The sequence below is a fragment of the Sulfidibacter corallicola genome (assembly GCF_017498545.1).
In the GTDB taxonomy this organism is placed as follows: domain Bacteria; phylum Acidobacteriota; class Holophagae; order Acanthopleuribacterales; family Acanthopleuribacteraceae; genus Sulfidibacter; species Sulfidibacter corallicola.
On the sequence record NZ_CP071793.1, the window covers coordinates 4,208,179 to 4,233,331 of the forward strand.

23 protein-coding genes are annotated in these 25,153 nt (G+C 58.4%); 3 read left to right on the plus strand and 20 right to left on the minus strand.

The window, feature by feature from the left end:
• Positions 1 to 8 precede the first annotated feature (8 nt).
• The 14 genes from J3U87_RS12550 to J3U87_RS12615 all read right to left on the minus strand — a co-directional run bounded on the left by J3U87_RS12550 (position 9) and on the right by J3U87_RS12615 (position 15,904).
• The gene (locus J3U87_RS12550) at positions 9 to 1,298 is read right to left on the minus strand and encodes an efflux RND transporter periplasmic adaptor subunit (protein WP_237383385.1); all 1,290 of its coding nucleotides are present in this window, start codon (positions 1,296 to 1,298) and stop codon (positions 9 to 11) included.
• A 587-nt stretch (positions 1,299 to 1,885) separates the two neighbouring features.
• Positions 1,886 to 2,983 carry a VWA domain-containing protein gene (locus J3U87_RS12555; RefSeq protein WP_237383386.1) on the minus strand — a complete coding sequence of 366 codons (1,098 nt, stop codon included), beginning with the start codon at positions 2,981 to 2,983 and terminating at the stop codon, positions 1,886 to 1,888.
• A gap of 205 nt (positions 2,984 to 3,188) precedes the next feature.
• Complete coding sequence (locus J3U87_RS12560; protein WP_237383387.1) at positions 3,189 to 4,550, minus strand: sigma-54-dependent transcriptional regulator; 1,362 nt, start codon at positions 4,548 to 4,550, stop codon at positions 3,189 to 3,191.
• Positions 4,551 to 4,589: 39 nt separating this feature from the next.
• Entirely contained in the window at positions 4,590 to 6,344 is a 1,755-nt protein-coding gene (locus J3U87_RS12565) for a GAF domain-containing SpoIIE family protein phosphatase (protein ID WP_237383388.1), read from the minus strand.
• Between the two features lie 16 nt (positions 6,345 to 6,360).
• Positions 6,361 to 6,813, minus strand: a complete 453-nt coding sequence (locus J3U87_RS12570; protein ID WP_237383389.1) for an ATP-binding protein — start codon at positions 6,811 to 6,813, stop codon at positions 6,361 to 6,363.
• 17 nt (positions 6,814 to 6,830) lie between these two features.
• Positions 6,831 to 7,178 carry an STAS domain-containing protein gene (locus J3U87_RS12575; protein ID WP_237383390.1) on the minus strand — a complete coding sequence of 116 codons (348 nt, stop codon included), beginning with the start codon at positions 7,176 to 7,178 and terminating at the stop codon, positions 6,831 to 6,833.
• Between the two features lie 241 nt (positions 7,179 to 7,419).
• A complete protein-coding gene (gene rdgB, locus J3U87_RS12580) occupies positions 7,420 to 8,010 on the minus strand; it encodes an RdgB/HAM1 family non-canonical purine NTP pyrophosphatase (RefSeq protein ID WP_237383391.1) in 591 nt (196 codons plus the stop codon).
• A complete protein-coding gene (gene rph / locus J3U87_RS12585; protein ID WP_237383392.1) occupies positions 7,998 to 8,741 on the minus strand; it encodes a ribonuclease PH in 744 nt (247 codons plus the stop codon). Before rph ends, rdgB begins: the two co-directional genes overlap by 13 nt.
• A gap of 90 nt (positions 8,742 to 8,831) precedes the next feature.
• Complete coding sequence (murI, locus tag J3U87_RS12590) at positions 8,832 to 9,644, minus strand: glutamate racemase (RefSeq protein ID WP_272932483.1); 813 nt, start codon at positions 9,642 to 9,644, stop codon at positions 8,832 to 8,834.
• Between the two features lie 60 nt (positions 9,645 to 9,704).
• The gene (locus J3U87_RS12595) at positions 9,705 to 9,959 is read right to left on the minus strand and encodes an acyl-CoA-binding protein (protein WP_237383394.1); all 255 of its coding nucleotides are present in this window, start codon (positions 9,957 to 9,959) and stop codon (positions 9,705 to 9,707) included.
• Between the two features lie 446 nt (positions 9,960 to 10,405).
• Positions 10,406 to 10,981: a superoxide dismutase gene (locus J3U87_RS12600; RefSeq protein WP_237383395.1), complete on the minus strand. Its 576-nt coding sequence runs from the start codon at positions 10,979 to 10,981 to the stop codon at positions 10,406 to 10,408.
• A gap of 208 nt (positions 10,982 to 11,189) precedes the next feature.
• Positions 11,190 to 11,801 carry a peroxiredoxin gene (locus tag J3U87_RS12605; protein WP_237383396.1) on the minus strand — a complete coding sequence of 204 codons (612 nt, stop codon included), beginning with the start codon at positions 11,799 to 11,801 and terminating at the stop codon, positions 11,190 to 11,192.
• A gap of 184 nt (positions 11,802 to 11,985) precedes the next feature.
• On the minus strand, positions 11,986 to 12,876 hold the full coding sequence (locus J3U87_RS12610) for an SWIM zinc finger family protein (RefSeq protein ID WP_237383397.1): 891 nt from the start codon (positions 12,874 to 12,876) through the stop codon (positions 11,986 to 11,988).
• 4 nt (positions 12,877 to 12,880) lie between these two features.
• Complete coding sequence (locus tag J3U87_RS12615) at positions 12,881 to 15,904, minus strand: DEAD/DEAH box helicase (protein WP_237383398.1); 3,024 nt, start codon at positions 15,902 to 15,904, stop codon at positions 12,881 to 12,883.
• A gap of 147 nt (positions 15,905 to 16,051) precedes the next feature.
• Between J3U87_RS12615 and J3U87_RS12620 the strand changes: the two genes are divergently transcribed.
• Positions 16,052 to 16,300, plus strand: coding sequence for a hypothetical protein (locus tag J3U87_RS12620; protein WP_237383399.1), 249 nt, complete (start codon positions 16,052 to 16,054; stop codon positions 16,298 to 16,300).
• Positions 16,301 to 16,302: 2 nt separating this feature from the next.
• On the opposite strand, the gene J3U87_RS12625 is transcribed toward J3U87_RS12620, so the two are convergent.
• The 6 genes from J3U87_RS12625 to mutL all read right to left on the minus strand — a co-directional run bounded on the left by J3U87_RS12625 (position 16,303) and on the right by mutL (position 23,169).
• Positions 16,303 to 17,529, minus strand: a complete 1,227-nt coding sequence (locus J3U87_RS12625; RefSeq protein ID WP_237383400.1) for a glycosyltransferase family 2 protein — start codon at positions 17,527 to 17,529, stop codon at positions 16,303 to 16,305.
• Positions 17,530 to 17,605: 76 nt separating this feature from the next.
• Positions 17,606 to 18,172 (minus strand): tRNA-(ms[2]io[6]A)-hydroxylase, encoded by a 567-nt coding sequence (miaE, locus tag J3U87_RS12630; protein WP_237383401.1) that lies wholly within the window; start codon positions 18,170 to 18,172, stop codon positions 17,606 to 17,608.
• 85 nt (positions 18,173 to 18,257) lie between these two features.
• Positions 18,258 to 19,280: a branched-chain amino acid aminotransferase gene (locus J3U87_RS12635; protein ID WP_237383402.1), complete on the minus strand. Its 1,023-nt coding sequence runs from the start codon at positions 19,278 to 19,280 to the stop codon at positions 18,258 to 18,260.
• Positions 19,277 to 19,675, minus strand: a complete 399-nt coding sequence (locus J3U87_RS12640) for an NFACT RNA binding domain-containing protein (RefSeq protein ID WP_237383403.1) — start codon at positions 19,673 to 19,675, stop codon at positions 19,277 to 19,279. The genes J3U87_RS12635 and J3U87_RS12640 overlap by 4 nt, the downstream gene beginning before the upstream one ends.
• Positions 19,672 to 20,961, minus strand: a complete 1,290-nt coding sequence (hflX, locus tag J3U87_RS12645) for a GTPase HflX (protein WP_237383404.1) — start codon at positions 20,959 to 20,961, stop codon at positions 19,672 to 19,674. The genes J3U87_RS12640 and hflX overlap by 4 nt, the downstream gene beginning before the upstream one ends.
• A gap of 252 nt (positions 20,962 to 21,213) precedes the next feature.
• Positions 21,214 to 23,169 (minus strand): DNA mismatch repair endonuclease MutL, encoded by a 1,956-nt coding sequence (gene mutL / locus J3U87_RS12650; RefSeq protein WP_237383405.1) that lies wholly within the window; start codon positions 23,167 to 23,169, stop codon positions 21,214 to 21,216.
• A gap of 442 nt (positions 23,170 to 23,611) precedes the next feature.
• On the opposite strand from mutL, the gene J3U87_RS12655 reads away from it, so the two are divergent.
• Positions 23,612 to 24,166 (plus strand): hypothetical protein, encoded by a 555-nt coding sequence (locus tag J3U87_RS12655; protein ID WP_237383406.1) that lies wholly within the window; start codon positions 23,612 to 23,614, stop codon positions 24,164 to 24,166.
• Between the two features lie 273 nt (positions 24,167 to 24,439).
• Positions 24,440 to 25,153, plus strand: a complete 714-nt coding sequence (locus J3U87_RS12660; protein ID WP_237383407.1) for a response regulator transcription factor — start codon at positions 24,440 to 24,442, stop codon at positions 25,151 to 25,153.

Sequence of the window (25,153 nt, forward strand, 5' to 3'; positions counted from 1 at the left end):
AATCGCCGCTACTTTTTGGTTTTGGTCACCTTGACCAGGGTGTCGTGGCCCATGGTAAAGTGGTTGTCCGTCAGGACCAGGTCGTTCTCCGACAATTCACCCTGCAGTATTTCGATCGACTCCTCGTTCTCGACACCGGTTTCGACGTAGAGCCACTGCGCCCTGCTGTCGGTGCCGACCCGGAAGACGACCTTACGCTTGTTACGCGGCAGAATCGCGGTTTTGGGAACCATCAACCGATCTTGGAAAATCTTGGAATCGATGAGTACCTCCGCGAACATGCCTGGCCGTACGCGGTTGTCGACGTTCTTGAAGCGAATGATGGTTTCGACCGTTTTCTCCTCCGCATTGACCAGCGGGCTGATCGCTTCGACCACGCCGTCGATGTCGCCCAGATCCGGCAACGCCGCGAAACTGACCTTGGTCGGTCGATCTTCGAAAACGTGGCCGATTTCCGATTCGAGGACCTGGGCCTTGACCACCAGGTCCTCCATGTTCACCAGGCGCGCGATTTTGGTGGCCGCTCCCAGATACTGACCCTGCGCGACCGAAACCTCGAAAATTCGTCCCGAGAAGGGTGCCCGTACTTCGCAACGCTCCAAATTGAGCTGGGCCCGCTCGAACGCGACCCGCGCAGCCGCCATGGTGCGCGCCTGAACCACTTCTTCCCGCGAGGAACCCAACCGAACCTGAGCCAGCTCGAGAACCAGGCGTTCATGGCGGTAATCCGATTCCGTGATCTTGCCCGCCTCGAAATCGGCGACCAGGGCCGCCAGCTTCCGCTCCAATTCGACTCGTTCTCCCTTCTGATCCGCCGTAGCCTGCTCGGGATCGTCCATGCCGATCCGTTCCACGACATATTCGGCGCGGCCCTTCAGCAGATTGGCCCGCGCCTCCTCCACCGCCAACACGTACTCCCGCGTATCTACCCGCGCAATGACCTGGCCCGCTTCCACATAATCCCCGTCCTTGACCGACAGGACCACCAGGGGGCCGGCGATTTCGTTCACGATCTCTATATTCTGATAGGCGAAAACACGCCCCTGGGCCGTTACCTTCTGAATCAGGTCGCCGCGCGTGACGGGCTCGGCCTGAACCAGAATCGGCGTTTCCTTGCCGCCGAACCGTTTGTTGAGACTGCTCAGAGATTTGGAAACCTTTTCCTGGGTTTCCTCGGCACCGGCATTGGATTCGCCGTCGTCCGCCGCCTTTTCACGGTTCAGAAGATTGGCCCCGATCGCTCCCATCGCCAAGACAAACAGAAGTGAGAAGCCAAGAAATTTTTTGCTGAATTGCATGTGTCGTCCTCGAAGTACTGCTGACCATCATGTTCGTTATGGAAAACAAAGTTCAAAAATCAAATATCTAGTCAAATGGTTGATTCACGATCAAAGTCCGATCCGATCTTGCGAACCAACACCAGTTTTTCCTACCTCGGCTTATATTCTCTGGAAATCCAATTGCCGTCAACCAAACCCATAGCGATCCGCACCATGAAGATCGACTCCAGCGGTAGAAACCCTCGGACGAGAGACCCTCAAATCCCAACGCGGAAATTTTGGATGCAGCGGCTCGTTCATGGGAACTGACTCCTCCAATTGCTCGGATCCATCTGTAAAGTCACCGGGTATCCGGCATCCTTACAGTCCTGAATGGCGAGAATGAGTTGTGGGCGAGAAACGACCCGACAAATCAAAAGGATTATCGTCGAAGGCGTTCCGAAGAATCCCGGGCGGTTCGTCGGCTCTCGCCACACAGCACCCATTTGCCAGTCGCTTTTCAAGAAAGGCGAAATCGGAGAAAAAAGCGTGACCTCCGCCCGCCATTTCTTCTGAATTTTCAAACACCATCGCGCGATCCGAGGAACACCGCGATGGTCAAACATCTACTGCTGAAAGTAGAGTCGCTGCGGATAGCGCAAAAGTCCTGCGTCGGCCTGTATTTTTACTTCGATATCATGCCATCCAGAGAATGTGGAGCGCGTGTGGTAACACAACAGGTATTGGTGCCGCAATTCGTGGCCCACGACGGCAAAGGCCTTGCGAATTTGTTGCGATGATTTCAAAACAAATGATTTGCCGCCACTCAACATCGAAAGCTCTTGGAGCACGTCGGGATCCACGCTGGATCCGACGCCCATCGTGTAGATCGGGACGCCCGCGCGCGAGGCCAAATCCACACAATCCTTCAAACCCTTTCCATAGACGTCTTCTTCGCCGTCCAAATCGTGCTTACCGTCGGTGAACACCACCAAAGCGCGACGCAAGTTCGATTGGCTCAGCAGTTTGACACCCGACCACACGCCGCCGTAGAGATTGGTGGCGCCATCGGCCCTGATCCGGAGCAGGCGGGTGCGCAGGGCTTCCTTGTCGGTATCCGTTTCGAACACTTCGAATACCCGATGGTTGAAACCGATCATCTGGACGCGATCGTGCTCTTTCAGTTGATCCAGCAACTGCCAGATACCGCGCACCAAAACCGGCAGCCGCGATTCCATCGAGCCGCTGTAATCGACAGCCAGCACCAGATGCAGGGGATGTTCCTCGCTGAGCAGGTAGGTCAGCTTTTGGGGCACCCCATTTTCCCTGAGCTGAAAATCCTCGGCCTTCAGTTCACGGACCTCGCCGGAGAACGCGACCTTGACCGGAACCTGGATCAAGCGAACGTCTTCCTCGAAAAAATGGGGATGATTCTGGCCCTTCCGCTCCGCTACCAGGTCTTTGCCGCTGAATCGACTCAACACGGCGCGAATGTGAAGCTCGCCTTCCGGGAAACGGGAGAGATCGAGCTCGGTTTCAAAGGGTGGAGATTCGAAATAATGAACCGATTGACCGTTGACGAAAACCTCCAGCCCGAGGATCTCGTCGTCGGGGACATCACAAGTCAGGTGAAATCGCGTCATGCCGGCAAACCGCTCCCCCACCGGTTCGATGAACTGCAGTTTGCCCGCGGCCAAGCACGCCGAAAGCAACATCACCAGCATAATTCCCCCGAAGTCGTGCAGCGACCGATCGGGTGGCGCCGTTTGGGCCGACCCAAAACTTCGCTGGAAACCCATACTCAATGAATCCAATTATCTGGATATCAGTGACATCATTATAACCGAACGAGGGGATTGGGAAACGCAGATTGCCCGGCGGCGGGGGACGCGAACCGGGCATCTTCGAAAAAACACGCGACCAATCGCCTCAGGAAAGCAATTCCTCCACGTTTAATTTGTACAATTCCAACTTCTTGTACAAATTGCTTCGCGGCGTATCGATGGCCTCGGCGGTTTTGGAAATATTGCCGTTGTTCTGACGTAACTTGGCGATGAGGAATTCGCGTTCCATTTCCTCTTTGAACTTTTTCAGGGTGGTGAAGCCCTCGAAGGAAATGCGATCGGTGGGCTTTGCCACCCCGGAGGACGGGGTCTGAAGCACTTCTTCCTCACCCAGGATCAGGAGCCGTTCCACCAGGTTCTTCAACTCGCGGATGTTCCCGCGATAGTGGTGGGTCTGGAAAAAGGCCTGGGCCTCCTTGCTCATCCCCCGTGGTTTGAGCCCGTTGTCCGATTCGAACTGCTTTTTGAAATGGTCCACGAGTAACGGGATGTCATCGCGCCGTTCGTTCAACGAAAGACTGCGAACCGGCACCACGTTCAATCGGAAAAAGAGATCTTCGCGAAAGTTGTTCTCTTCGATCTGCTTTTCCAAATCCTTGTTGGTCGCAGCGACAACCCGCACATCGACCGTCAACACCTTGTTCGAACCCACCGCCTGTACTTCGCCCTCCTGCAAAACCCGCAGGACCTTGGCCTGGGTGTTGAGGCTCATATCGGCGACCTCGTCGAGGAAGATGGTGCCGCCGTCGGCGAGTTGGAACTTGCCGAGCTGGTTGTCGGTTGCGCCCGTAAATGCGCCCTTGACGTGTCCGAACAATTCGGATTCGATCAGTTCTTCCGGGATGGCGGCACAGTTGACCTGCACGAAGGGCCCCTTGCGCCCCGAACTCTCGTGGATACGCCGCGCGATCAATTCCTTGCCGGTACCGGACTCGCCGGTCACCAGCACCGTTGCATTGGTTGCCGCGACGCGGTCGATGCGATCTTTGAGCTTGCCCATCTGCGGGTGCTCGCCGACCATCCGATAGCGTCCCACCTCGCGTTTCTGGAGGACCTTGTTCGCTTCCTGAAGAGTCTTTTTCTCGAGGGCGTTTCGCGCCACGATCAAGATGCGCTCGCGATCCAGGGGCTTTTCGAGGAAATCGAACGCCCCGAGCTGGGTAGCCTCGACCGCGGTGGAAATGGTGCCGTGCCCGGAAATCATGACCACCGGCGAGGTCGTGCCCTGCTTGATCAGGGTTTGAAGCACCTCGATCCCGTCCATACGCGGCATCTTGATGTCCAACAGGATGAGATCGGGCTCCTCCTGCAGGGCCAGATTCACACCCTGCGAGCCATTCTCGGCCAACACCGTCTCGTAACCCTCGTATTTGAGAATCTTGTCGAGACTGCGGCGTATCGCCGCGTCATCGTCGACCACCAGGATTTTTCCTTTGTTGGGCTTCATGGTCACCTCTTTTCCCTATCCCTTGGTGTCGCAATTCGATCAGGACTCTTGGGAGGACCGGCGAATGAGCAACAGGGTCAAATCGTCCACCATCTGCCCGTCACTGAAGTTCATCACCGACGTGACGATTTCCGACATTTCCTCGGACACGGTCCCATGGCCCTGAACGCTCTTGAGCAGGTCGATCAAACGATCGTCCCCGAATTCCTCGCCCTCCGTGTCGGTGACTTCCGACAAACCGTCGGTGTAGATCAGCAACTCCGATCCCTCTTCGAAATCAATCGTGCCGACCTGGTACTGAACGTTGGGGAACATGCCCACCATCATCCCGCCCAGGGAAAGCAGTGAGGTCGTTTTTTCGGGGCAAACCAGGATCGGCCGATTGTGGCCCGCATTGATGTACTGCAGGCGGTGCGTCTCGGGATCGAGCTCCGCATAGAACATCGTGACAAACTTATTGCTTTGCGTGGATTGGAACAGGTGGAGATTCAGCTTTTCGATCACTTCGCGCGGCGAAATTCCCGGGAAGGAGTTCAGCGCACGCAGGGAGGCCTGGGCCGTGGACATGATCATGGAGGCCGGCAGGCTTTTGCCCGACACGTCGGCAAGGCACAAACTCAGGCGCCCGTTCGCATGCACGATAAAGTCGTAGAAGTCGCCACCCACCTGGTTGAACGGCCGCATTTCGGCGGCGATCTGGTAACCGCACAAGGAGGGCACCACCTTGGGCAACAGGCGTTGCTGGATCTCGCGAGCCAATTGGAGTTCGCGTTCCATGCGCTTCTTTTCGAGCACCTCGGCCTGCAGCCGCACATTTTCCAACGCCACCGCGGCCTGTCTGGCCAGGGACACCATGAACTCGCGGTCGTGCTCGCCCAATTTGCGACGGTCCAGTCGGGGACCCAACAGCAGCAGAGCGAACACATCCCCTTCACTGGCAATGGGCACCGCATAGCGCAGCTTCTGTTCTTTCATGAACGCGATCGGCGCTTCGAAACCCAGCGCATCGACGCTGGTCACGGAAGCGGGCCACTCGGTCAGGGGCGGCCAGCCATCCAATACCGGCTCGGCCTTGATCTTGAGACCCTTCTGAAACGAGATCTGCGGCCGATCCTCCATGGTCACCACGCCGCAACGGCTGATGAAAAAGTGACCCATCAGGTTGTTGGCCAGGATCTGGTACACGTCTTCCGGCTCGTAACAGCGGGCAAAGGCACCGGTGATCTCGAACAGGGTGTTCAACTGGAACAGGCGCCGCTGGAGCTGGCGGTTCATTTTCTCCAAATCGACGCGGTAGAGGTGGTTGCCCATGATCACGCCGCCGAAATCGGCGATCAGTGCCAGCAACAGTTCCTTGTCTTCGCTGATATCGCCGAGGAGGCACTTGCCGAGGCAGATCACCCCCACCAACTTGCCCTCGTTCTTGGCGGGAATGACCAGATCGAACAAGCCATCCTCGCACAGAGGGCTCAGCTCGTCCCAGTCACCGTGACCGGGACGGATCAGCGCAGGCATACCGTCGAGGCGATCGTCGGTGGGCAGGTTTTCCAGGTGAAAGGTGTGGTCCCGCAGGCCCTTACCCATCCCCAACCGCCAACTGTTCGTCTCCTTGAGGAACACGGCGGCCTTGACGCAGGGGTGCTGACCCATGATCGTCAGCAAAATCACGTCGAGGGTCTGCTCCAGAGTCCGTGCGGTGTTGAGGGTGGCCAAAAGCTCGTTGAGGGAGATCAGCTCGTTGAGGCGACGCGATAGGGAACTGTCGGCGGGACGAAAATCCTTGAGCTGGGCCATCAACTCCGAAAAGAGTCTATTTTTTCTCGGCACCGGACTGGTCCATGTTGCGATATTTTGTCATCAGGCAGCAATGCTCTTCCCCCGCCAAATAGTCCACCTCATCCATAAACTTGTCGATGATGAACAGGCCCAACCCGCCGGGCTGCTTCTTCTTGATGTATTCTTCCATGACTGGAAGCCGGATCTCGTTTTTCTTGAGGGCCTTGCCGGTGTGGCTAACTTTGAGGATCAGGGATTTGGGGGTTATCTCCACGGTAAAGTTGATGATCTTGTCGGAACGTCCACCGTACGCATGCCGAATGACATTGGTCACGGCTTCATCCGTCGCGATGGCTACCTTTCCAGCCTGCTTCTTGTCAAACCCGGCCACGGTCGCGGCGTTGCTGGCCAACACCGTAATCATGTGGACAAATTCGGTTTGACTGGGAAAGGTCACCTCAACTTTGCCTGTTTGGAGATCATTCATGAGATCCGTCTCCGCCTCTACTGTGTTATCGCCCCGATTGCCTCTTCCTCCGTCTGATAGACATTGAAAAGGTGTGTAAATCCAAGGGTATCGAAGATATTGAAAACCGTCTCGTTCATATTCGAGAGCCAAAGAAAACCTTCGTTTTCCTGTATCTCTTCGATGACGCCCATAAGGACGCCAAGACCGGAGCTATTAATGTATTGGAGATCACGGCAATTGATGATAATTCTGAAGTTCTTTTCTTCTAATATAGATTGCAGTGATTTCTCAAATTCTTGAACGGTATGGGCGTTAATGTAACCATCAGGGTAAAGAATCTTCGCGCTGTCCTTTTGCACCGCGTGAATGGTTAATTCCGCCATGAAAAACTCCTTAAGCTGCTTCAAAACGCATTTGAAGCTAGTGTCTTATCTACGGGCTTAGAGGTGAAAGGTTGCAAAACCCGCATACCAACCGCGACGCAATGACCTCAGTGGAGTAGCTTGCTAGGTTTTAACAGGATTTGGGTAGCGAATCAACTTCATTCCGCGCTCGTCGCCCGCCTCCCACGGTCTCGAGAGCCACTGCGAGATCGCCGAAAAGGGGGGTTGTGGGAACCGTCGCTCAACCGAGAAGTTGGTCGAGGAGATCGGTGAACGCCCTAGCCCGATGCGAGATTCGGTTTTTTTCTTCGGGGGAGATCTGGGCCAGTGTAGGCCCCTCCGGCCGGAGGAGGAAGATCGGATCGTATCCGAATCCGCCTTCGCCCCGAGGTGCGAAATCGATCCAACCTTCCAGGGTCCCCTGGGCGTGAAGGCTGCGATCACCGTCGAAGTACACCGCGGCACACCGGAAGCGGGCCGTGCGCTCGGACGGGGGAACTTCACGAACGAGTTGCAGCAGGTGGCTGTTTTTTTCGGCATGGGTTTCGAACCCGCCGAACCGAGCCGAATAGATACCTGGCGCGCCGTCGAGGGCATCCACCTCGAGTCCCGAGTCGTCCGCCAAGACGGGAATCGAAGCCCGCTGCCAGTACCATTCGGCCTTTTGGCGAGCGTTCTCGAGAAAGGTATCGCCCGTCTCCGGAGCTTCCGCTTTCAGGTTCATATCCGCCAGGCCGACCGCCTTCACGGGGTAACCCGTCAACAGCCGCCGCAGCTCGCGGACCTTGCCTTCGTTCCCGGTTGCCAATAACCAACGCTTCATGGAATCCATGATTCATCCACTCCGTAATCCAAGAGGGCCTGACGCTGGGCCTTTTGGGTCAGGTCCAGGGCGTCGCCGCCCATGGCAAGCACCCGATCCATCTCCGCCCGCGTGAACGGCTTGTTCTCGGCGGTGCCCTGGATTTCCACGAATCGTCCGTCCTGGGTCATCACCAGGTTGAGGTCCACGTCCACCGAGGAATCTTCGGCGTAATCCAGGTCGACCAGGACCTCACCGTCCTTGATTCCCAACGACACGGCGACCACCCTTCCGACGACGGGCGGCACGAAGTATTTTTTGCGATGCTTCCAAAGGCAAAGGTAGAGCGCCAGACAACCGCCGGTGATGGCCGCCGTCCGCGTACCGCCATCGGCCTGGATGACGTCGCAGTCGACCGTGATGGTGCGTTCGCCGAGGTCTTCACAGTTGACACAGGCGCGCAGGCTGCGACCGATCAAGCGCTGGATTTCCACGGTGCGCCCCTGTTGACGTCCCTTGGCCGCCTCGCGATTGGAACGGGAATGGGTCGCGCCCGGCAACATGCCGTACTCGGCGGTCACCCAACCCTGGTTTTTGTTCTTGAGAAATCCGGGTACCTTTTCTTCCAGAAAGGCCGTGCAGATGACTTTGGTGTTACCGGTGGACACCAACACCGATCCATCGGCGTTGGCCGTGAAATCGGGAATGATTTCCAGAGGACGCGCCTCGTGGTTTTTCCGGTCGAAAGATCTAGCAGTCATGTTCAAGCCTCTCTTCTCTACAGTTGATCTCGTATGGGGAGATGCCGTGATCCAGCCGGGCGGCACATCCGTCGGATCCGAATGACGCGGTCAATCGCCGCGAATGTCAGCCAGCTCCCATGAATCGATGGCGTGCGGCGCCAAGATGTGGCTGCCCAATTGCTGGAATGACGGCGAAATATCGGTGGTGAACACCTGGATCCCGCCGCCGTCGCCGTTTGCCGGGATGCGCCCGGCCTCGATATCGGCGGCCACCTCGTAGGCGAGCGCGTGCGCCGAATCGATGACGCGGATGGTTGGGCCCGCCATTTTTTGGACGACGTCCTTGAGCACCGGATAATGGGTGCACCCCAGGATCAGGGTATCGACGTGAGCTTCCAAGGGGGCGGTCAAATAGCGATGCAGCACGGTTTCGGTGACCGGATCGTGGGCCCAGCCTTCTTCCACCAAAGGTACCAGCAACGGACAGGCCTGCTGCACCACGTGCACGTCGGAGCGTATGGCGAGTAGGGCCTGCTCGTAGGCGCCGCTGTGAACCGTGGCTCGGGTGGCCAGGACACCGATCACACCGGCGTGGGTGCCGGCCAGGGCCGCCCGGGCACCGGGTTCGATGACCCCGTAGACGGGCAGTCCGTTCAGGTGGGCTTCCTTCAACACCGTCGAGGCCGTATTGCAGGCCACCACCACCGCTTTGACGCCCACGGACTTGAGAAAGGAGACGTTCTGTTGCAGGTAGCGCGTGATCGTCCGCGGCGACTTGGTACCATACGGCAATCGCGCCGTATCGCCGAGGTACAGGAACGATTCTCCTGGCAGTACCTCGCGCAAGGCTTTCAAAACCGTCAAGCCACCGATTCCCGAGTCAAATACGCCGATTGCCGTCAAAGACGCGCCTCCTCTCACAAATGTCCGGTTGAGTGATCGCCGGCCGGTCAGCTTACAAGACTTCCGACCCGGTTCGATCTAGCCTTGGGCCAGATCGTCGATCAATTGGATGTATTGTTCCTTGGCATCGTCCTGAGAAGTGCCTTTCAAATCGGCCCAGGCGCCATACTTGGCTTTACCTTTGAAATCGAAGGCGCTGGGTTCGGGGCCGGATACATCGCCCTTGGTGCCCTGCTTGAACAAGGCGTAGAGCTTCAAAAGGTTTTCGTTGCTCTGGCTGGGAAGACTCTTGGCACGCGCGGCGGCGTCCTGAAAGCGTTCGTCCAAACTCATGTGATTCTCCTCATGCGGGGTATTTTGTTGCGGCGAGTTCCGCAAAAGCGGCCTGGCGTGCTCGATCTCGCCGCCGTGCGACCACGAACGTCGTGATCGCCTCCTGATCCAACCGCCCTCCCCTTTGCGACGAAAGGTGGAAAAGCGATCGCGACGTTTCATCGCCCATCTCGAATGCAGGAAGCGCGAGAATGGAAAGGCAACCCGCTGGCGAGCGTGAGCCCGCGCGAGCCGCGAATCCCGGTCCTGGTCTCCATGATCCGGAGACAGCGTTCACCGTCTACATAGGTTGCCCACATCAAAGCGGATCACGGCCAAAGTTTCAACCATTCAGTTGAACGGTCAATCAGAAATCGAAAAAACCGATGCTCCCCGAAAGACCCACACAGAAACAAAAGGCGGCCCCGACAGGCCGCCTTCGCTTTTTTTGAACCGTCCCGGCGAACTTACAGGTTGCTCGCGGCAAAATCCCAATTCACCAGGCTCCAGAAGGCGTCGACGTATTTGGGGCGCGCGTTGCGATAGTCGATGTAATAGGCGTGTTCCCACACGTCGCAGGTCAGCAACGGCACCAGCCCGTCGGTCAGGGGGCAACCGGCGTTGGTGGTCTGCACGATCTCCAACTTGCCTTCCCTGTTCTTGACCAACCAAGCCCAACCGCTGCCGAACAGGGTGCCGGCCTTGGCGGTGAACTCTTTTTTGAAAGCTTCGAAGGACCCGAAACTGGCGTTGATGGCATCGGCCAGGGCGCCGCTGGGCTCGCCGCCGCCATTGGGGCTCAGCGAGTTCCAATAAAAGGTGTGGTTCCAGATCTGTGCGGCGTTGTTGAAGATGCCGCCCTCGGATTTCATGATGATGTCTTCCAGGGAAGCGTGTTCGAAATCGGTACCCTCGATCGCGGCATTGAGCTTGGTGACATACCCGGCGTGGTGTTTTCCATAATGGAAATCCAGCGTTTCTGCAGAAATGTGCGGCGCGAGCGCATCTTTGGCATAGGGCAATTCGGGCAAAGTAACAGCCATGACCATCTCCTTTGTTGGTTCGGAAATCCAGATTATCAGCGAAATGCCCGCAGGGAATGTGGGGCCCCGGGGGCATGGTTGAATGCACGTAGAAATCGATGGGTCGCCGCTGGAGGCGAAGGGCGAGACGCGGCGGAAGCCCTCACCCGGCACTCGATGGACAAACGAGCCGCAACGGCGGGGCCGTCCGGCTCGTTCGGGGAAAAACTTACAGCTTTTCCGCGTTTTCGCTCAGGTATGCGGCAACGCCTTCGGGAGACGCGTTCATACCGGCATCGCCTTCCTGCCAGCCCGCGGGGCACACTTCACCGTGCTTCTGGTGATAGTTGAGGGTGTCCACCATGCGCAGCATCTCGTCGATGTTGCGGCCAAGCGGCAGGTTGTTGATCACGGCATGCTGAACCACGCCTTCTTCATCGATCAGGAAGGAACCGCGCAGGGCCACGGCACCGCCGTTGCCCTCGTCGTCGCGACCGATCAGGACGTCGTAGGCACGCGCGATGTTCTTGTCGAGGTCGGCGACCAAGGGGTACTTCACCTGACCGATGCCACCCTGGTCGGTAGCGGTGTTCTTCCAAGCGAGGTGAGAAAACTGAGAATCGATGGAGCAACCGAGGACCTGAACGCCGCGCTTCTCGAACTCGGCGATACGATGGTCGAAGGCCAACAGCTCGGTGGGACAAACAAACGTAAAATCAAGCGGATAGAAGAAAAGCACAACTTTTTGGCCCTGGTAGTCGGCCAAGCTGATTTCCTTGATTTCATTGTCCGGCATAACCGCAGTCGCCGTAAATTCGGGGGCTTTCTTGGAAACTAGCATGGAAAAGCTCCTTTGTGAGGATGTGGTCGTTACAGTGATTCACATTGAACAACGAAGGTCTCGGGCCGTCCGCGAAAAAAGACGAACGGGAAGGGAGAACATCTCATCGTCGTGTGTTGCTGACAACCTTTTAAAAACGCCACAGTATGCACGTGAACGGCGCAAACATCAACCCAAGACCGTATCAACCCAACACAATTTTGGTTTTGGCGGATTTGTCCAAAGCCCAGGATCTGACGAGGTCACTGGTGGTGGTATAGGCATCGGCCAGGATCTCTGCGATGTCCTGGCCATCCAACTGGACCGGCGAGGGGCCCAGCTTGCGAACCGACGAATCGGGTACCGCGTCGCTGAACGGATTGAGCGGCGTGGATTCGCTGACGTCCAAATTGCCGAACCAATAGCGCTCGTAATCCTCCTCGTCCACCTTCTTCAAATTGGATCCAAAACCGTTGGATTTGGGTTTGCCCGTGCGCCAGTAATTGCGCAAAAACTCGATGATTTGCGTTTTCAGGCGGCCGCGCCAAACGAAGATGAGAAACGGGTCCAGATCGAAATGCTGGGCGAGGATGTAGTAGGTCGCCGCAATGTGCTTGCAGGGGTTCGACCAATCGGGGCAGTCGCAACTGCTTTCCAATTCTTCCAGGCGGGCCGGAAACAAACTGACGTGGGCAGCGGCGAAAACTTCCTCGATATCCTGCGGCATCTGATCTTGCAGCAATTCTACCGCGTAAATCGCCTTGCGCGTCAAATTGTGCGTCACTTGTTTCCAAGCGGAGTCGGAGAGCGGCTCCAGCCGGATCGAGACTCGATAACTGGCCTTGCGACTGCCCTGGACAGTTGCCGTGACGATGCCGCGCGACATCGCCAACTTGAGAACCTTGGACTCTTCCGCGTAGGCCTTGCCGCGCGCCAGACGGCTACCCATCTTGAACGATTCGAGCACCTCGATGAAGCGCTGCGACCACCAGGTCTGCTTGGCTTGCGGCGGCGTCCCCGTCAAGGCGATGACAGGCGTATTCTTGGGACGAGGTTTCTGCAGGGGCTTCTTGGAACTCGACCTCTTCACGACCATGGAACTATCCTTCGTTTAAAGAGAGCGTCAAAATATCGCGCAAGGCATCGGTGGACAATTGGGTCAACCAGGCTTCATCCGATCCGACGATGTTTTCGGCCAACTCTTTCTTCTTTTCGATCATCATGTCGATGCGGTCCTCGAGGGTGCCGGTGGTGATCAGCTTGTGCACCTGAACGTTGCGCTTCTGGCCGATGCGGAAAGCACGGTCGGTGGCTTGGTTCTCCACGGCGGGGTTCCACCATCGATCGAAGTGGAACACGTGGGTAGCTGCGGTGAGGTTGAGGCCGGTACCGCCGGTCTTGACGGTCAGAATGAACACCTTGGGCCCCTTGGGATCCTGGAATCGATCCACCAACACCTGGCGCTGTTGCTGGGAAATGCCGCCGTGCATGAAGAGGATCTCTTCCTCGAACTTCTCACCGAGAAAGCTCTTGAGAATTTCGCCCATCTGAGTGAACTGAGTGAAAATCAACGACTTGTCGCCCTCGGCCAGGGCCTCTTCCAACATCTCCGTCAAACGCATCAGCTTGCCGGAGCGCTCGTCCACCTCGGAACCGTCCCCCAGGAAATGGGACGGGTGGTTGCAGATCTGTTTCAACTTCATCAACGTCGTCAATACGAGCTGATTGCGGTGAATGCCCTCCGCGTTCTCGATCTGGTTGAGCTGCTGCTGGACGTAACCCTGGTACATGGCCGCCTGCTCGTCGGTTAGACTGCAGTACACCTTCATTTCGTTCTTTTCCGGCAGATCCTGAATGATGTTCTTGTCCGTCTTGAGGCGCCGCAGAATGAACGGCTGTGTCAGGCGGCGCAACAATTGCGCCTTCTTGCGGTCGCCCTGGCGCTCGATGGGCACCGCGAACCGCGATTGGAAGTTCTTGAGCGAACCCAGGTACCCGGGGTTGAGAAATTCCATGATCGACCACAGCTCGGACAGCTTGTTCTCCACCGGTGTACCCGTCAGAGCGATCCGCCGGTCGCTGTCCGTCTTCAAGATGGCCTGGGTCTGCTGCGCGCTGGGGTTCTTGATGTTTTGCGCCTCGTCGAGCGCGATGCGATGCCACTTGATCTCGCCGAACATTTCCGAATCGCGATTGACCAGGTGGTAGGTGGTGATGATCAGGTCGTAGGCGTTGTACACCTTGAAAAACGTCTCGGATCCGTGGCGGTTGGCGCCATGGTGGATCAGCACCCGCAGCGACGGCGTGAACTTGGCGGCCTCGCGGTACCAGTTGGTGACGACCGACATCGGGCAGACCAACAGGGTTGGGGTCGAATTCAGCCGCACGGAGCCCTCTTCGCGTTCCTTCAGGATCAGCGAAAGAAGCTGGATGGTTTTCCCGAGACCCATGTCGTCGGCCAAACAGGCACCGAACCCCAGGTGATCGTTGAAGATCAACCAGGACAGGCCGCGCACCTGGTAGGGGCGCAACTGCCCCACGAGGGTCGCGGGCTGCTCGATGGCCGGCAGCTTTTCCTCTTCGTTTTCGAACAATTGGGCCAGCGAGCCCTCGTAATCGAAAGAAACGTCCTGAAACACCGACTTGAGATCTTCGCTCTTCAAACCCATCTGCACGGCTTCACGCAAGGTCATCTCCCCGCGCGTGTCGCGATCCTTGAAGAAATTGACCGCGGTGATGAGATCCTCGGATCGGATCTCGACCCACTGGCCGTCGATGGGCAGCAACGCCATCTTGTGCTTCACCATCTTCTGGAAGGCTTCGTCGGAGATCGGCTTACCGCCCACCGCCGCTTTCCAGGAGAAATTCACCATGGAATCGAAGCCCAGCATGCCGTTGCTCTCGAACGCGCTGCTGTCGATGGAGATCTTGGTGGTCAGCGGCTTGGATTCCTTCTTCCACCAGTTGGGCAGGACCACGCCGAAATCGGCGGATTGCAGGTGCGGCGCCTGATCGGCCAAAAAGGCGTACACCTCTTCGGTGGACAGGTCCACGTGGGTCGGGTACTGCTCGTCCAAGACTTCGCGCAACTCGGGCATGTGCGGCAGGGCCCGCCCCAGGTCGCGCAGGAACTTTTCCGGCAGGGACTCGCCGCCCGTCTGGGTGGGCACCAGGTTTTCCCAGATTTCCTGGGCGTAGATGTGCTGGCTGGGATCCTTGATGTTTTGCAGGGAAAAGACCACGCGCCACACGCGGGCGCGGGGATCGAGATCCTCGATCTTGGCGTTCCCGATTTCGGGTGGCAAGACGGTGAAACAGGTCTGCCACAGGCGATTGCTGCCTTGGGTCGAACTGCCCAGCCAGTTGGAAACCAGGGCCACGAACGCGGTCTGCACGTCGCGAGCGGCACTGAAACTGTTCTGCTTGCTGTAGAGCGCCTTGAGCAGCGGCAACGTGAGCGAATCGAGTGGATTCTGCTTTTTGCGTTTGCGCTGGGAACGTCCGCCGGCGAAAGCCTCCATCGCGCCCGGGCCGGCCACGTGGCGTACGAGGTGATCGATCGAGGTGTCGAAAAAATCGCGAATGATCGATTCCTTGGTGCGCCGCGCCCCGTCGGAGTTCCATTCGGCCGAACAGCAGGTGGGCAGGCGCTTCTGCATGTTTTCCAACTGGTTGGAAAGAATCTTGGAGTTCAGCAACCAATGGGCGCGAATCTGGTGGTCGACCTTCTCCAGCACCGGCTGGTAGGTTCCGTGAATCAAACTGTAGAACACCAGATTGGCGGCCTCTTTCCAGAACTGGATCGACTCGCCGTAGGCAAATCGTTGAGTGGCGCGGGGTATCTTGACGCTGACCAACCATTTGAGCGCGATGGGCGGCGGCAGATGGACCGCGTTCACACGCCAGGAGCCCATCACCATGTCTTTGACCTGGTGTGATTTACCGAAAAGGCTCTTTTTCAGCCAGGGTGAAGGAAGCGGGGCATCTTCACTACTGGGGACCACCAGATCGATCGTGGTGGTGTTCAGCGACGGGGCGGCGCCCCCGAAACTGGTTTTGACCAAATCTCTGACGACATAGGACAACTGCCCCGGTTCCAGGGAGTAGGGGTGCATTTCGGGCATGTTCGCCACACGTCCGCGCACTTTCCCCTTACCACCGGGGGTAAAATCCGAAATGGGCTCGAAAAGCTGGTTTTTCAAACGCATGGTGGCGTCTTCAAGCCAAACGAATAAACCCGGACCCTCTCTTTTCGTGGTGGTCCACAAACCATGTACGACTTGCATGATGCTCCGAGCGGAAGCGGCAGTTTTCAACCGGCCCACGGCAACAGGAACCGCCGCACTTTGTTAGTGAGTCAACTAAAATTCACGTTCACTTGGCCAAGGCAGGTGTATCCATTTGAAAAACGCTTCCAAACCTGTCCAAAACGCGCAGTGGCCATCATTGAGCATATTCTAATAAAAATCACCTGGAAACAACAACTAAAAAAGGGTTGGCTTTATGAGAGATTTACCTGATATCACCACCGCGCGTCGGCCTTCCAATCCGCCATGAAGCGGCGCTGAAAGCGGGCTTCCCAGCGGCACAGCCGATCGCGCAGCACGTCCAATTCGGCGAGGTTCCGTTCTGAAAAGGCATCCTGACGCAGCGCGTCATCAGCCCCTTCGAACAAGGCTCCGAGGCGCTCGGCGTCCAAGGCCGCCGACGGTTCCCGCTGGGGTTCGAAGAAACGCAACATCTGCAGGATCCGCAAACCGTCGACCCGTTCGTGCCATGCTTTGACAAACCGCCGTTCGTCCTTGAAATTCCCGCGCATGCGGTCGAAGGCCCCATATCCTTTCAATTCGCGTTCGAGAAAGTCGCCGATCGGCAATTCGCGGTGTACGCGAAAAAAATCGGGCAGCATGGCGTAGGTCCGGCCAAGCAGCTCGAAACTGGACGGCGCGAAAAACGGAAAGCGCCGTCGCTGGAGACCCAAATCCTCCTCGGCCACCAGGATCCCGGTTCCGAAGGGCACCCGTTCCGAGGGCCGCGAAGCCGGATAGACGCGACTGTCGATCCAGCGAATCAGCGGGCCGATCTTTCGCAGGGCCTGTAACAAGTAAAAATCCTCGCCGGCCGCCCGCACGGGAAAGCCGCGCGCCGCCGCGTAGGCCCATCCGCAAAACGCCATGGCCGAACCCAAGGCCACGAATGCGTAGGGGCTGCCGATGCGCCACAGATTGATCTGATAGTAACGAATGTAGAGTTCGTAACGCAGCAGGTTGAGTTGCTGTTGTGGATCTTGCGGCAGGCGGTGGTAGAAGGGCGCAGCCAATCCGACGGCGTTGGGATGGCGGGCGAAGGCCCGTACGACCTCACCCAGGTAGTTGGGCTCCAAGTGCGTGTCCGCATCCAGCGAAACGCCGATAAAATCGGTCCCCACGCGGGCCACCACCTGACGGAAGAGATGGCGACGGGCCCATCCGACGCCGGCCTCTCGCGCATCGGGTGCCGCCGGGGGGCTGGTGGCATCCAGGACATGCAGCCGAAAGGGCCAGTGTCCGCGCGTCCGCTCGAGCCAGTGAAGCGTCTCTCGATTGGCGTCGCGAATGCGCTCCGGCGTTTGGGGCCCCTGATTGACGCAGACCCACACTTCGAAGGGTTCCTCGCTGCGGTCCCACTCCTGCGACGCCAGTCCGGCCAGCGTATCCGGCAACCATTCGCGCTCGTCATAAACCGGTATGCACAGATGCACGGCTGTCATCGCCTCTCCCAAACTTGCACGACGAAGCGAGTTGTCGCGTACGCACCGGCCGCGGACGCATCGAGGGGAGGATCGCTCAATGCAGTGCCGGACGAATCGGCACCGCGCGCATCGCCTCCGCCTCCCAAAGGCGCCACTGGGCCAAACGATCGGCCACCTCGTCGTCGGAAAAATAGTGGCGTGCCAACCGAGGAAACAGATCGGCGTGATTGGCCTCGGACTTGGCGAGGCGCTGATAGAAGCCGGCCAATTGGGGATCTTCCTGGTGTCGGCCCACGAGTGCGAAGCGCTCGACACCCCGGGCTTCGATGACGCTGCCCATCAACAGGCGATCGAGGAGACGCGCCTCGCGTTGCGTGCTCTGACGCCGCAGGAGCATGCCCACGTAGGGATCCTTTTCGTCGCGCTCCCAAATCAGGTTGCGCTCGTGCACCAGCTTCATCACCTGCTGATAATGCAGCAATTCTTCCCGAGCCAATCGTATCAACGGGGTGTGCAGCGCAAAGCGATCGGGATACTGGACCACGAACGAAACCGCCATGGCCGAGGCCTTGCGTTCCGCCGAAGCGTGATCGAGCAAAAAGGCCGAAAAATCGCCCATCACACATTCGATCCAGCCATCCGGAGAGGGTTCGAGCAACATCGAGCATCCTTGGTTCGGGGGGGAGGACAGAAACGGTGAGCCCCCACGAGTGCGGGCTCACCGTTCGATACGTGATTTACTTTATTTAAGAGATACGCTTCAACCAGCCGAAGGTGTCTTCGGCCTTGCCGCGCTGAATGTCGACCAGTGCCGAACGCATCTTGGCGGTTTCGTCGCCGTAATCGCCGGTGCCGACAGTGTAGGTCTCCTCGCGATAGACAAGCGAACCCACACCACCCAGGACCGCAGCCGTACCGGAAAGGGCGCATTCACCGGTCTTGGCCCAGGTCAGCAGTTCGTCGACGGAAATCTCACGTTCCTCGATTTCCTTACCCATGCGCGCACCTATCTTCAGCAGCGAATCGCGGGTCACGCCGTGCAGGAAGCTGGGATCCAAGGCCTTGGTGACGATGCGGTCTTCACTGATCATCAGGAAGTTGGCGGCACCGGTTTCCTGAATGAAACCATCGGGGGCGAACAGCACCTGGTCGGTGCCGTACTTTTCGCGCGCCTTGCGGGTCGCATAGAGGGCGGCGGCGTAATTGCCACCAGTCTTCACCATGCCGAGCGTCGGGGCGGTGCGCATCTTTTCTTCGACCAGCAATTTGAGCGGACGCAGGCCGCCGCTGAAGTAATCACCCACCGGCGAGAGAATCACGAACAACAGCGCCTCGGTGGAGGGACCGGCGGCGGCACCGATGCTGGGCAGGGTCCCGATCAGGGTCGGCCGTACGTAGAGCGAGCCGGGGAAGACCGGTGCCCAATCGGCGCATTCGGCGACCAGTTCGCACACCATGGCATCGACCTGATCGGCATCGGGAATGGGCAGGCACAGCCGCTCGGCGCTGTTGCGGAACCGTTCGATGTGGCGATCGAGCCGGAAGACATGGACACTGCCGTCAACCTGACGATGACACTTGAGCCCCTCGAAACAGGTGCTGGAATAGTGGAACACGTGTGCCGCGGGATGCATCTCGAACGGCTTGACTTCCTGAATGTCGAACGGCGTCCAGACACCGTCCTTGTAACGCGCCACTGCCATCTTGTCGGCGTAAACGGTACCGAAGGGTTTCTTTAAGGCATCTTCCACCGTTTGGGTCATGCTCATGGGCTTCCTCCAAAATATTCTTCGGGATCGATCGGTTCGATTTTCAAGGTTTCGTATTTCTTCAGGGTTACCTTTCCCGGCGGTAAACCCCGCGGTTTCGATACGTGCTTGCAGGTGGTCCAGTGAACGGGCACCTGTCCGCCGGCGCGGGCCTTACTGAAAAAGGCCGCCAAGCCCGCCGCGACGCGCTTCACTTCCCGCGGACACTGCGTCGGCCGTTTCGGATGGCGAGCCACCACGTGCGAGCCCGGCATTCCCGCCACGTGGAACCAGAAGTCGCCGGCCTTGCCGACCTTGATGCTCAAGCGGTCGTTGTCGCGAGCGGTGCGGCCGACCAGCAGTTCCCAGTCATCCGTCATCAGGTATTGGCGAAATCCGTCCAAATCGTCACTCATTGGGATTCTCCAACCGGCTGAAGTCGGCCCTTTTCGACGATTTCGAGTTCGGGAACCTCGCGCAGCAGCGCGTCGATGCGCTCGCGGAACCCGCGGAACCCGAGGCGAATGCCCTCGTCCAGGTGGTGACTGGTGGTGATTTGGCCGTAGTCGTTGAGCCGGTAAAAGTGTGCCATGGCGCCAGTGGGCAGGAACAGGTTCACCTGGCGCAACATGTACTGGAAACGCCGGCGGACGAATTCGCGCAAATCGTCCATTCCCACCTTCTCCAACGCGGAAATGAAAATGGCGTCGGGATGGGCGCGCTTCAGGCTTTTGAGCTCCATTTTCGAGAGGCCGTCAATTTTGTTGAACAACAACACGGTGGGAACCGGTTCGTCAACCAAGGAGTCGATCACACCGCGAACCGTTTCCTGGAGCTCGTCGAGATGGGGGTGGCAGGCGTCGATCACGTGAAACAGGAGATCCGCCTCGCGCACCTCGGTCAGGGTGGAATGGAAGGAAGCCACCAGATCGTGGGGCAATTTGCGGATGAATCCGACCGTGTCGCTGAGAACGATCTTGAGTACCGGATCCACGTGCCACAGGCGCGAGGTGGCGTCCAAGGTCACGAACAGCCGGTCGTCGGCCTCCACGCTGGCCTTGGTGAGCTGGTTCATCAGGGTGGATTTGCCAGCGTTGGTGTAACCCACCAACGCGATGTTGATCAGGTTGCGGCTGCGCGCCTTCTTGCGAGTGTTGCGTCCCTGCTCGAAGCGCTTGAGCGTTTTTTCCAGGCGCTGCATCTGGCGGCGGGCGATACGGCGGTCGACCTCGAGCTGTTTCTCACCCTCACCGCCGCGGATCCCGGTGCCGCCGGCCTGGCGGTGCAAGTGGGACCACATCTTCTTCAGGCGCGGGTATTCGTATTTGAGGCGGGCCAGATCCACCTGGGCCTTGGCTTCCTTGGTCTTGGCGCGCTCGAGAAAAATACTGAGGATGACGAAGGTTCGGTCGTAGACGGGCACCGGCAACAGTTTTTCCAGGTTGCGCTGCTGGGAGGGGCTCAACTCGTCATCGAAGATCACGGCCTTCAGCGATTCGTTGACCACGAGATTGTGGATTTTCTCTACCATGCCGCTGCCGACGAAGGTCGCCGGATCGGGCGCTTCCCGCTTCTGTACCAGGCGAAATCGACCGTTCATGTCCAGGTTCTGTGCCAATAACTTAAGTTCGTCGAGGAACTCCTCGACCTCCCAGGCCCGATCCCGGGGTCTTTTCACACCGATGAGTACGACGTCTTGCATGCGTTCCTTTAATACAATTGAAGATAGGTCCGGCCACCGAAACGCTCGACCGATTGGGGATGGAGGTCGAGTCAGGCACGGGGCTACCCGTATCTTATCTTACTTGAGTGAAGCCTCCCCCTGCAAGCGTGGCCCGTGCAGGCATCGAGAGCCCGGGAATTCGCCACCGCAACGAAACGCGGGGTTCCGTTCCCGGGCGGCGCTCCCGAATGCTTCATTCGCGACGGACCTCGCTCGAAACCGCGGTTGCCCTCACTTGCGATGGAAGTTTTTCTCGATCTCCTCGTTGCTGAAACGCAAGACGATCGGGCGGCCGTGGGGGCAAAACATCGGTGTGGCGCTTTCGTAGAGACGGGCCAACATGTGTTCCATCTTCTCCGGGGTCAGGCGCATGTTGACCTTGACCGCCGCCTTACACGCCTTGGTCGCCGCGTAGTGATCGATCATGGCTTCGATCGCGGTCTCCCGACGCTCGCCGCGCGCCTTTTCGATGAGTTCGGCGACCAGGGTATCCAAGCGCTCGCCCTCCAAGAAGATCGGCACCTCGCGGATGACGTAGGTGTTGCCGTCGAACGGATCCAGGTCGAAGCCGAACTGGCGCAGCGCGGGCAGGACCTGCTCCAGGTCGACGATCTGGGCCGGTGTCAATTCGATGGTCTGGGGAACGAGAAGCGCCTGGCGCTCGACCGCACCGGCGGCCAACGAAGCACTGATTTGATCGTAGAGGATGCGCTCGTGAACCACGTGCTGGTCGATCAAAAGCAGGTCACCGTCCTGTTCGGCCAGAATGTAACTGTCGCGGAACTGGCCAATGATGCGCGGCATGCGCATCTCCTTGCGTTGCTGTTCGTCGAAGAGGTGTTCGTTCTCGGCGGCCGGTTGACCGCGCACCGCCATCGGAGGCGCCTGGCCGGGGGGCCGCTGGGAATCGCCGCCGGGCGCCGGTGCCGTGGCCGTCGCGGCGGGCGCACCCGGCGCGGGTTCGCGCGCCTGGATCTCTCCATGGCTGCGCACGAATCGGTCGTACGGCGTGGGTCCGCCCTGGGGTGCAACGGGTGGACGCTGCCCGCCCTGAAACAGCGGCGATTGCGACGCCGGATCGCTGCCGGGCAGCGGACTCTGCTGCTGGGCCGGCCGGGACCAGGGATCCACCCGCGTCGGCGACGGCTCGGACGGATGCTCGTGGTACCCCTCGCGAAAACGGTAGGGGATGTCGGCGCGTTCCGCCACCAACGCCTCGCGGACGATGTCGCGCACGCCGTCGTGGACCGCATTGGCATTGATGAACTTCACCTCGGTCTTGGCCGGGTGCACGTTCACGTCCACTTCTTCCGACGGCACTTCGAGAAAGAGAAAGATCACGGGATAGATTTTTCCTTCGCCGAATCCGGTATAGGCCTCGCCGATGGCGTGGGCCAGCACCTTGTCCTTCACCAGGCGCCCGTTCACGAACAGGAACTGGAAGTTCCGGCTGTTCTTCAGAAGGGTTGGCAGCGCGGTCAATCCCCAAACCTTCAACCAGTCGCGCTGGCTTTCGAACGGCACCAACTCGTCGATCATCGACTTGCCGAAATGTTGGTAGATACGCTCTTTCAAGGATTTGACCGGAGTGACGTCCATGATCGTGCGGTCGTTGTGTTCCAGAATGAAATGCTTGTCGATGTGGGCCATGCTGTATTGCGTGATCAGGTTCACCATCCAGCTCAGCTCGGTTTCGGTCTTGCGGAGAAACTTGCGGCGCGCGGGAATGTTGAAGAACAATTGATCGACGGTAATCGTGGTTCCCGGCGGGCGACTGATTTCGGTCACCTTGAACAATTTGCTGCCGTTCAGCTCCACGCGCACACCGCTTTCGTCCTCGGCCCTGCGGCTCTCCAGCGTCATGCGCGACACCGAAGCGATGCTTGGCAGCGCCTCACCGCGAAAACCGAGACTGCGAATCGAAAAGAGATCCTCGGCACGGGTCAGTTTCGAAGTGGCGTGGCGCTCCAAGGCCATCAGGCAATCGTCGCGATCCATGCCGCAACCGTTGTCCTCGACGCGGAGGCGCCGTTTGCCACCGGCCTCTAACACCACCCGGATCTTGTCCGCACCGGCGTCCAAGCTGTTTTCCACCAGTTCTTTGAGCGCGGAGGCCGGGCGTTCGACCACCTCGCCGGCTGCGATCTGGTTGGCCAGATGATCGGGCAAAACCCTGATACGACCCATCGATGTACCTCCTCGACCGGCGCGCGCCGGAACGCCGCCCATCCTAGCACGGCGCAGGCGGCGGCAGTAGCATCGGCGCGGAACGGATCCGACCGAGAAAAGTCCCTTTCGGCGTTCGAACGGAATGTGCCGGGTCACCTTCTCCGGGAAATACCCACTTCAATGTCAAGTAGCGGGAAAGTGGACCGATAAGGTGTGGAAACCACGCACCTCACCGTAAATCCTGCGGAGGAGCTGCCGAATCACCGCCAAAAGGCCATTCGACCCAGACCGTTTCGCATGCCCATCGGGGTGTGGAGACCCTTCGACACATCCGATATGAAAGTTTGGCCTTGGGATTCTCACAAAAAATCTTCTATAATGAGACGTATGCTTTGCAAAAAAATAATTCGCATGTGAACACGGCACCTGAAAGGTTTGAATCACAGTATGGAGGACCGCAATGAAGTGGTTATGTTTGTTGGCGTTAGTAGGTACGTCATTGACACTTTTCGCTCAGTCCGAAGGTGAAACCAAAAGCATCGACGGACAGAACTTCACTTACCAGAAAGGCATTTGGGTCCATAGCGACCTCGGTGCCAACTACACCGTTACCGAAGAATTTACCGCCGTCCACAAGAGCAAGAAGTGGAACAAGTGGTACAGCACCGGTTCTCCGACGCTACAGAAAATCATGAACCTGGGCCCCAACGTGGTCTTCAAGTTCAAGGGCAGTGACGGTCAATTTCACGTGTACAGCGTGTTTGCCAACAAGAAATTGGTCAAGGCCGCCGTAGCCGGCGGATCTGCCGCCATCGCCACCGGTCTCGGTGGTTCGGCCGCAGGTGCTGTCGCCGCGGCCGGTGCCGGAGCAGCCGCCGGTGGTGCCGCAGCTTCCGGAACCATCTTGGGCGTTTCGGCCGGGACGGCCGCCGCCATCGGTGGTGCCGTCGTCGCGGGCGCGGTCGTCGTCGAAAACAACAATGACGATGATGAGGCAAGCGCCGCGAAGAGATAATCTGTCTTAACTGCGGTTCTCGTCCGTAAAGCTCTCGGGTCTCCAACCCGGGAGCTTTTTTCGTTTGGAGACCGGTTCGCGGCGAAACCCGGCGGATCTCCTGATGCCGAACGGGACATCTTGGGTTATAGTCGCCCAGCCGGACCGGAGCGAACCCAGCTTGGACCGAAGCCGTCGAGCACGTGGAAGTCCCTTTTACCGCTCGGCTTCGGGCTTTAGAATCGGCTTTTGGAAAAATCCTTTGTGATATGATTGGCCAAAACGGAGGCAAGCATGCGGAAAAGAATCCTCGTTGTCGAAGACGAGCCAAAAATTCGCGAAGGCATTGTGGACGCTTTGACTTTTCAAGGCTTCGAGGTGCTTTCTGCCGAACGAGGAGATGAAGCCCTTTCCAAAGCCATCATGCAACACCCCGATCTCATCCTGCTCGACATCATGTTGCCCAAATTGAACGGGCTCGACGTTTGTGAAAACCTGCGCGAAAGCGGGATCAAGGCACCCATCATCTTCCTTTCCGCCAAGGGTCGCGAGAGCGACCGCATCGAAGGCCTCGAAAAAGGCGCGGACGACTACATCACCAAACCGTTTTCCATCAAGGAGCTGATGGCCCGCATCAACGCCCACCTGCGCCGGCGCGAGCTGGACAAGGTCGAGGCCCTGAACCAGGACAAGCGCTCCGGCCCCATGCGGGTCAAGGACCTCACCGTGGATTTCGACGCGCGTTCCTGCTGGCTCAACGAAAAGCGGCTCCACCTTTCCGAAAAAGAATTCATGATTCTCAAAATCCTCTGCGAGAACATCGGCAAGGTCGTCGATCGGGAAACCCTGTTGCGCGAGGTCTGGGGTTACAAGAACGTGGGCCTGGAAACGCGGACCGTCGACGTGACGATCGGCAAGCTCCGCCAGAAGATCGAAAAGAACGCCTCCTCTCCGGAAATCATCAAGACCAAACGCGGCAAGGGCTACATCATCGAGGACGCCATCTGA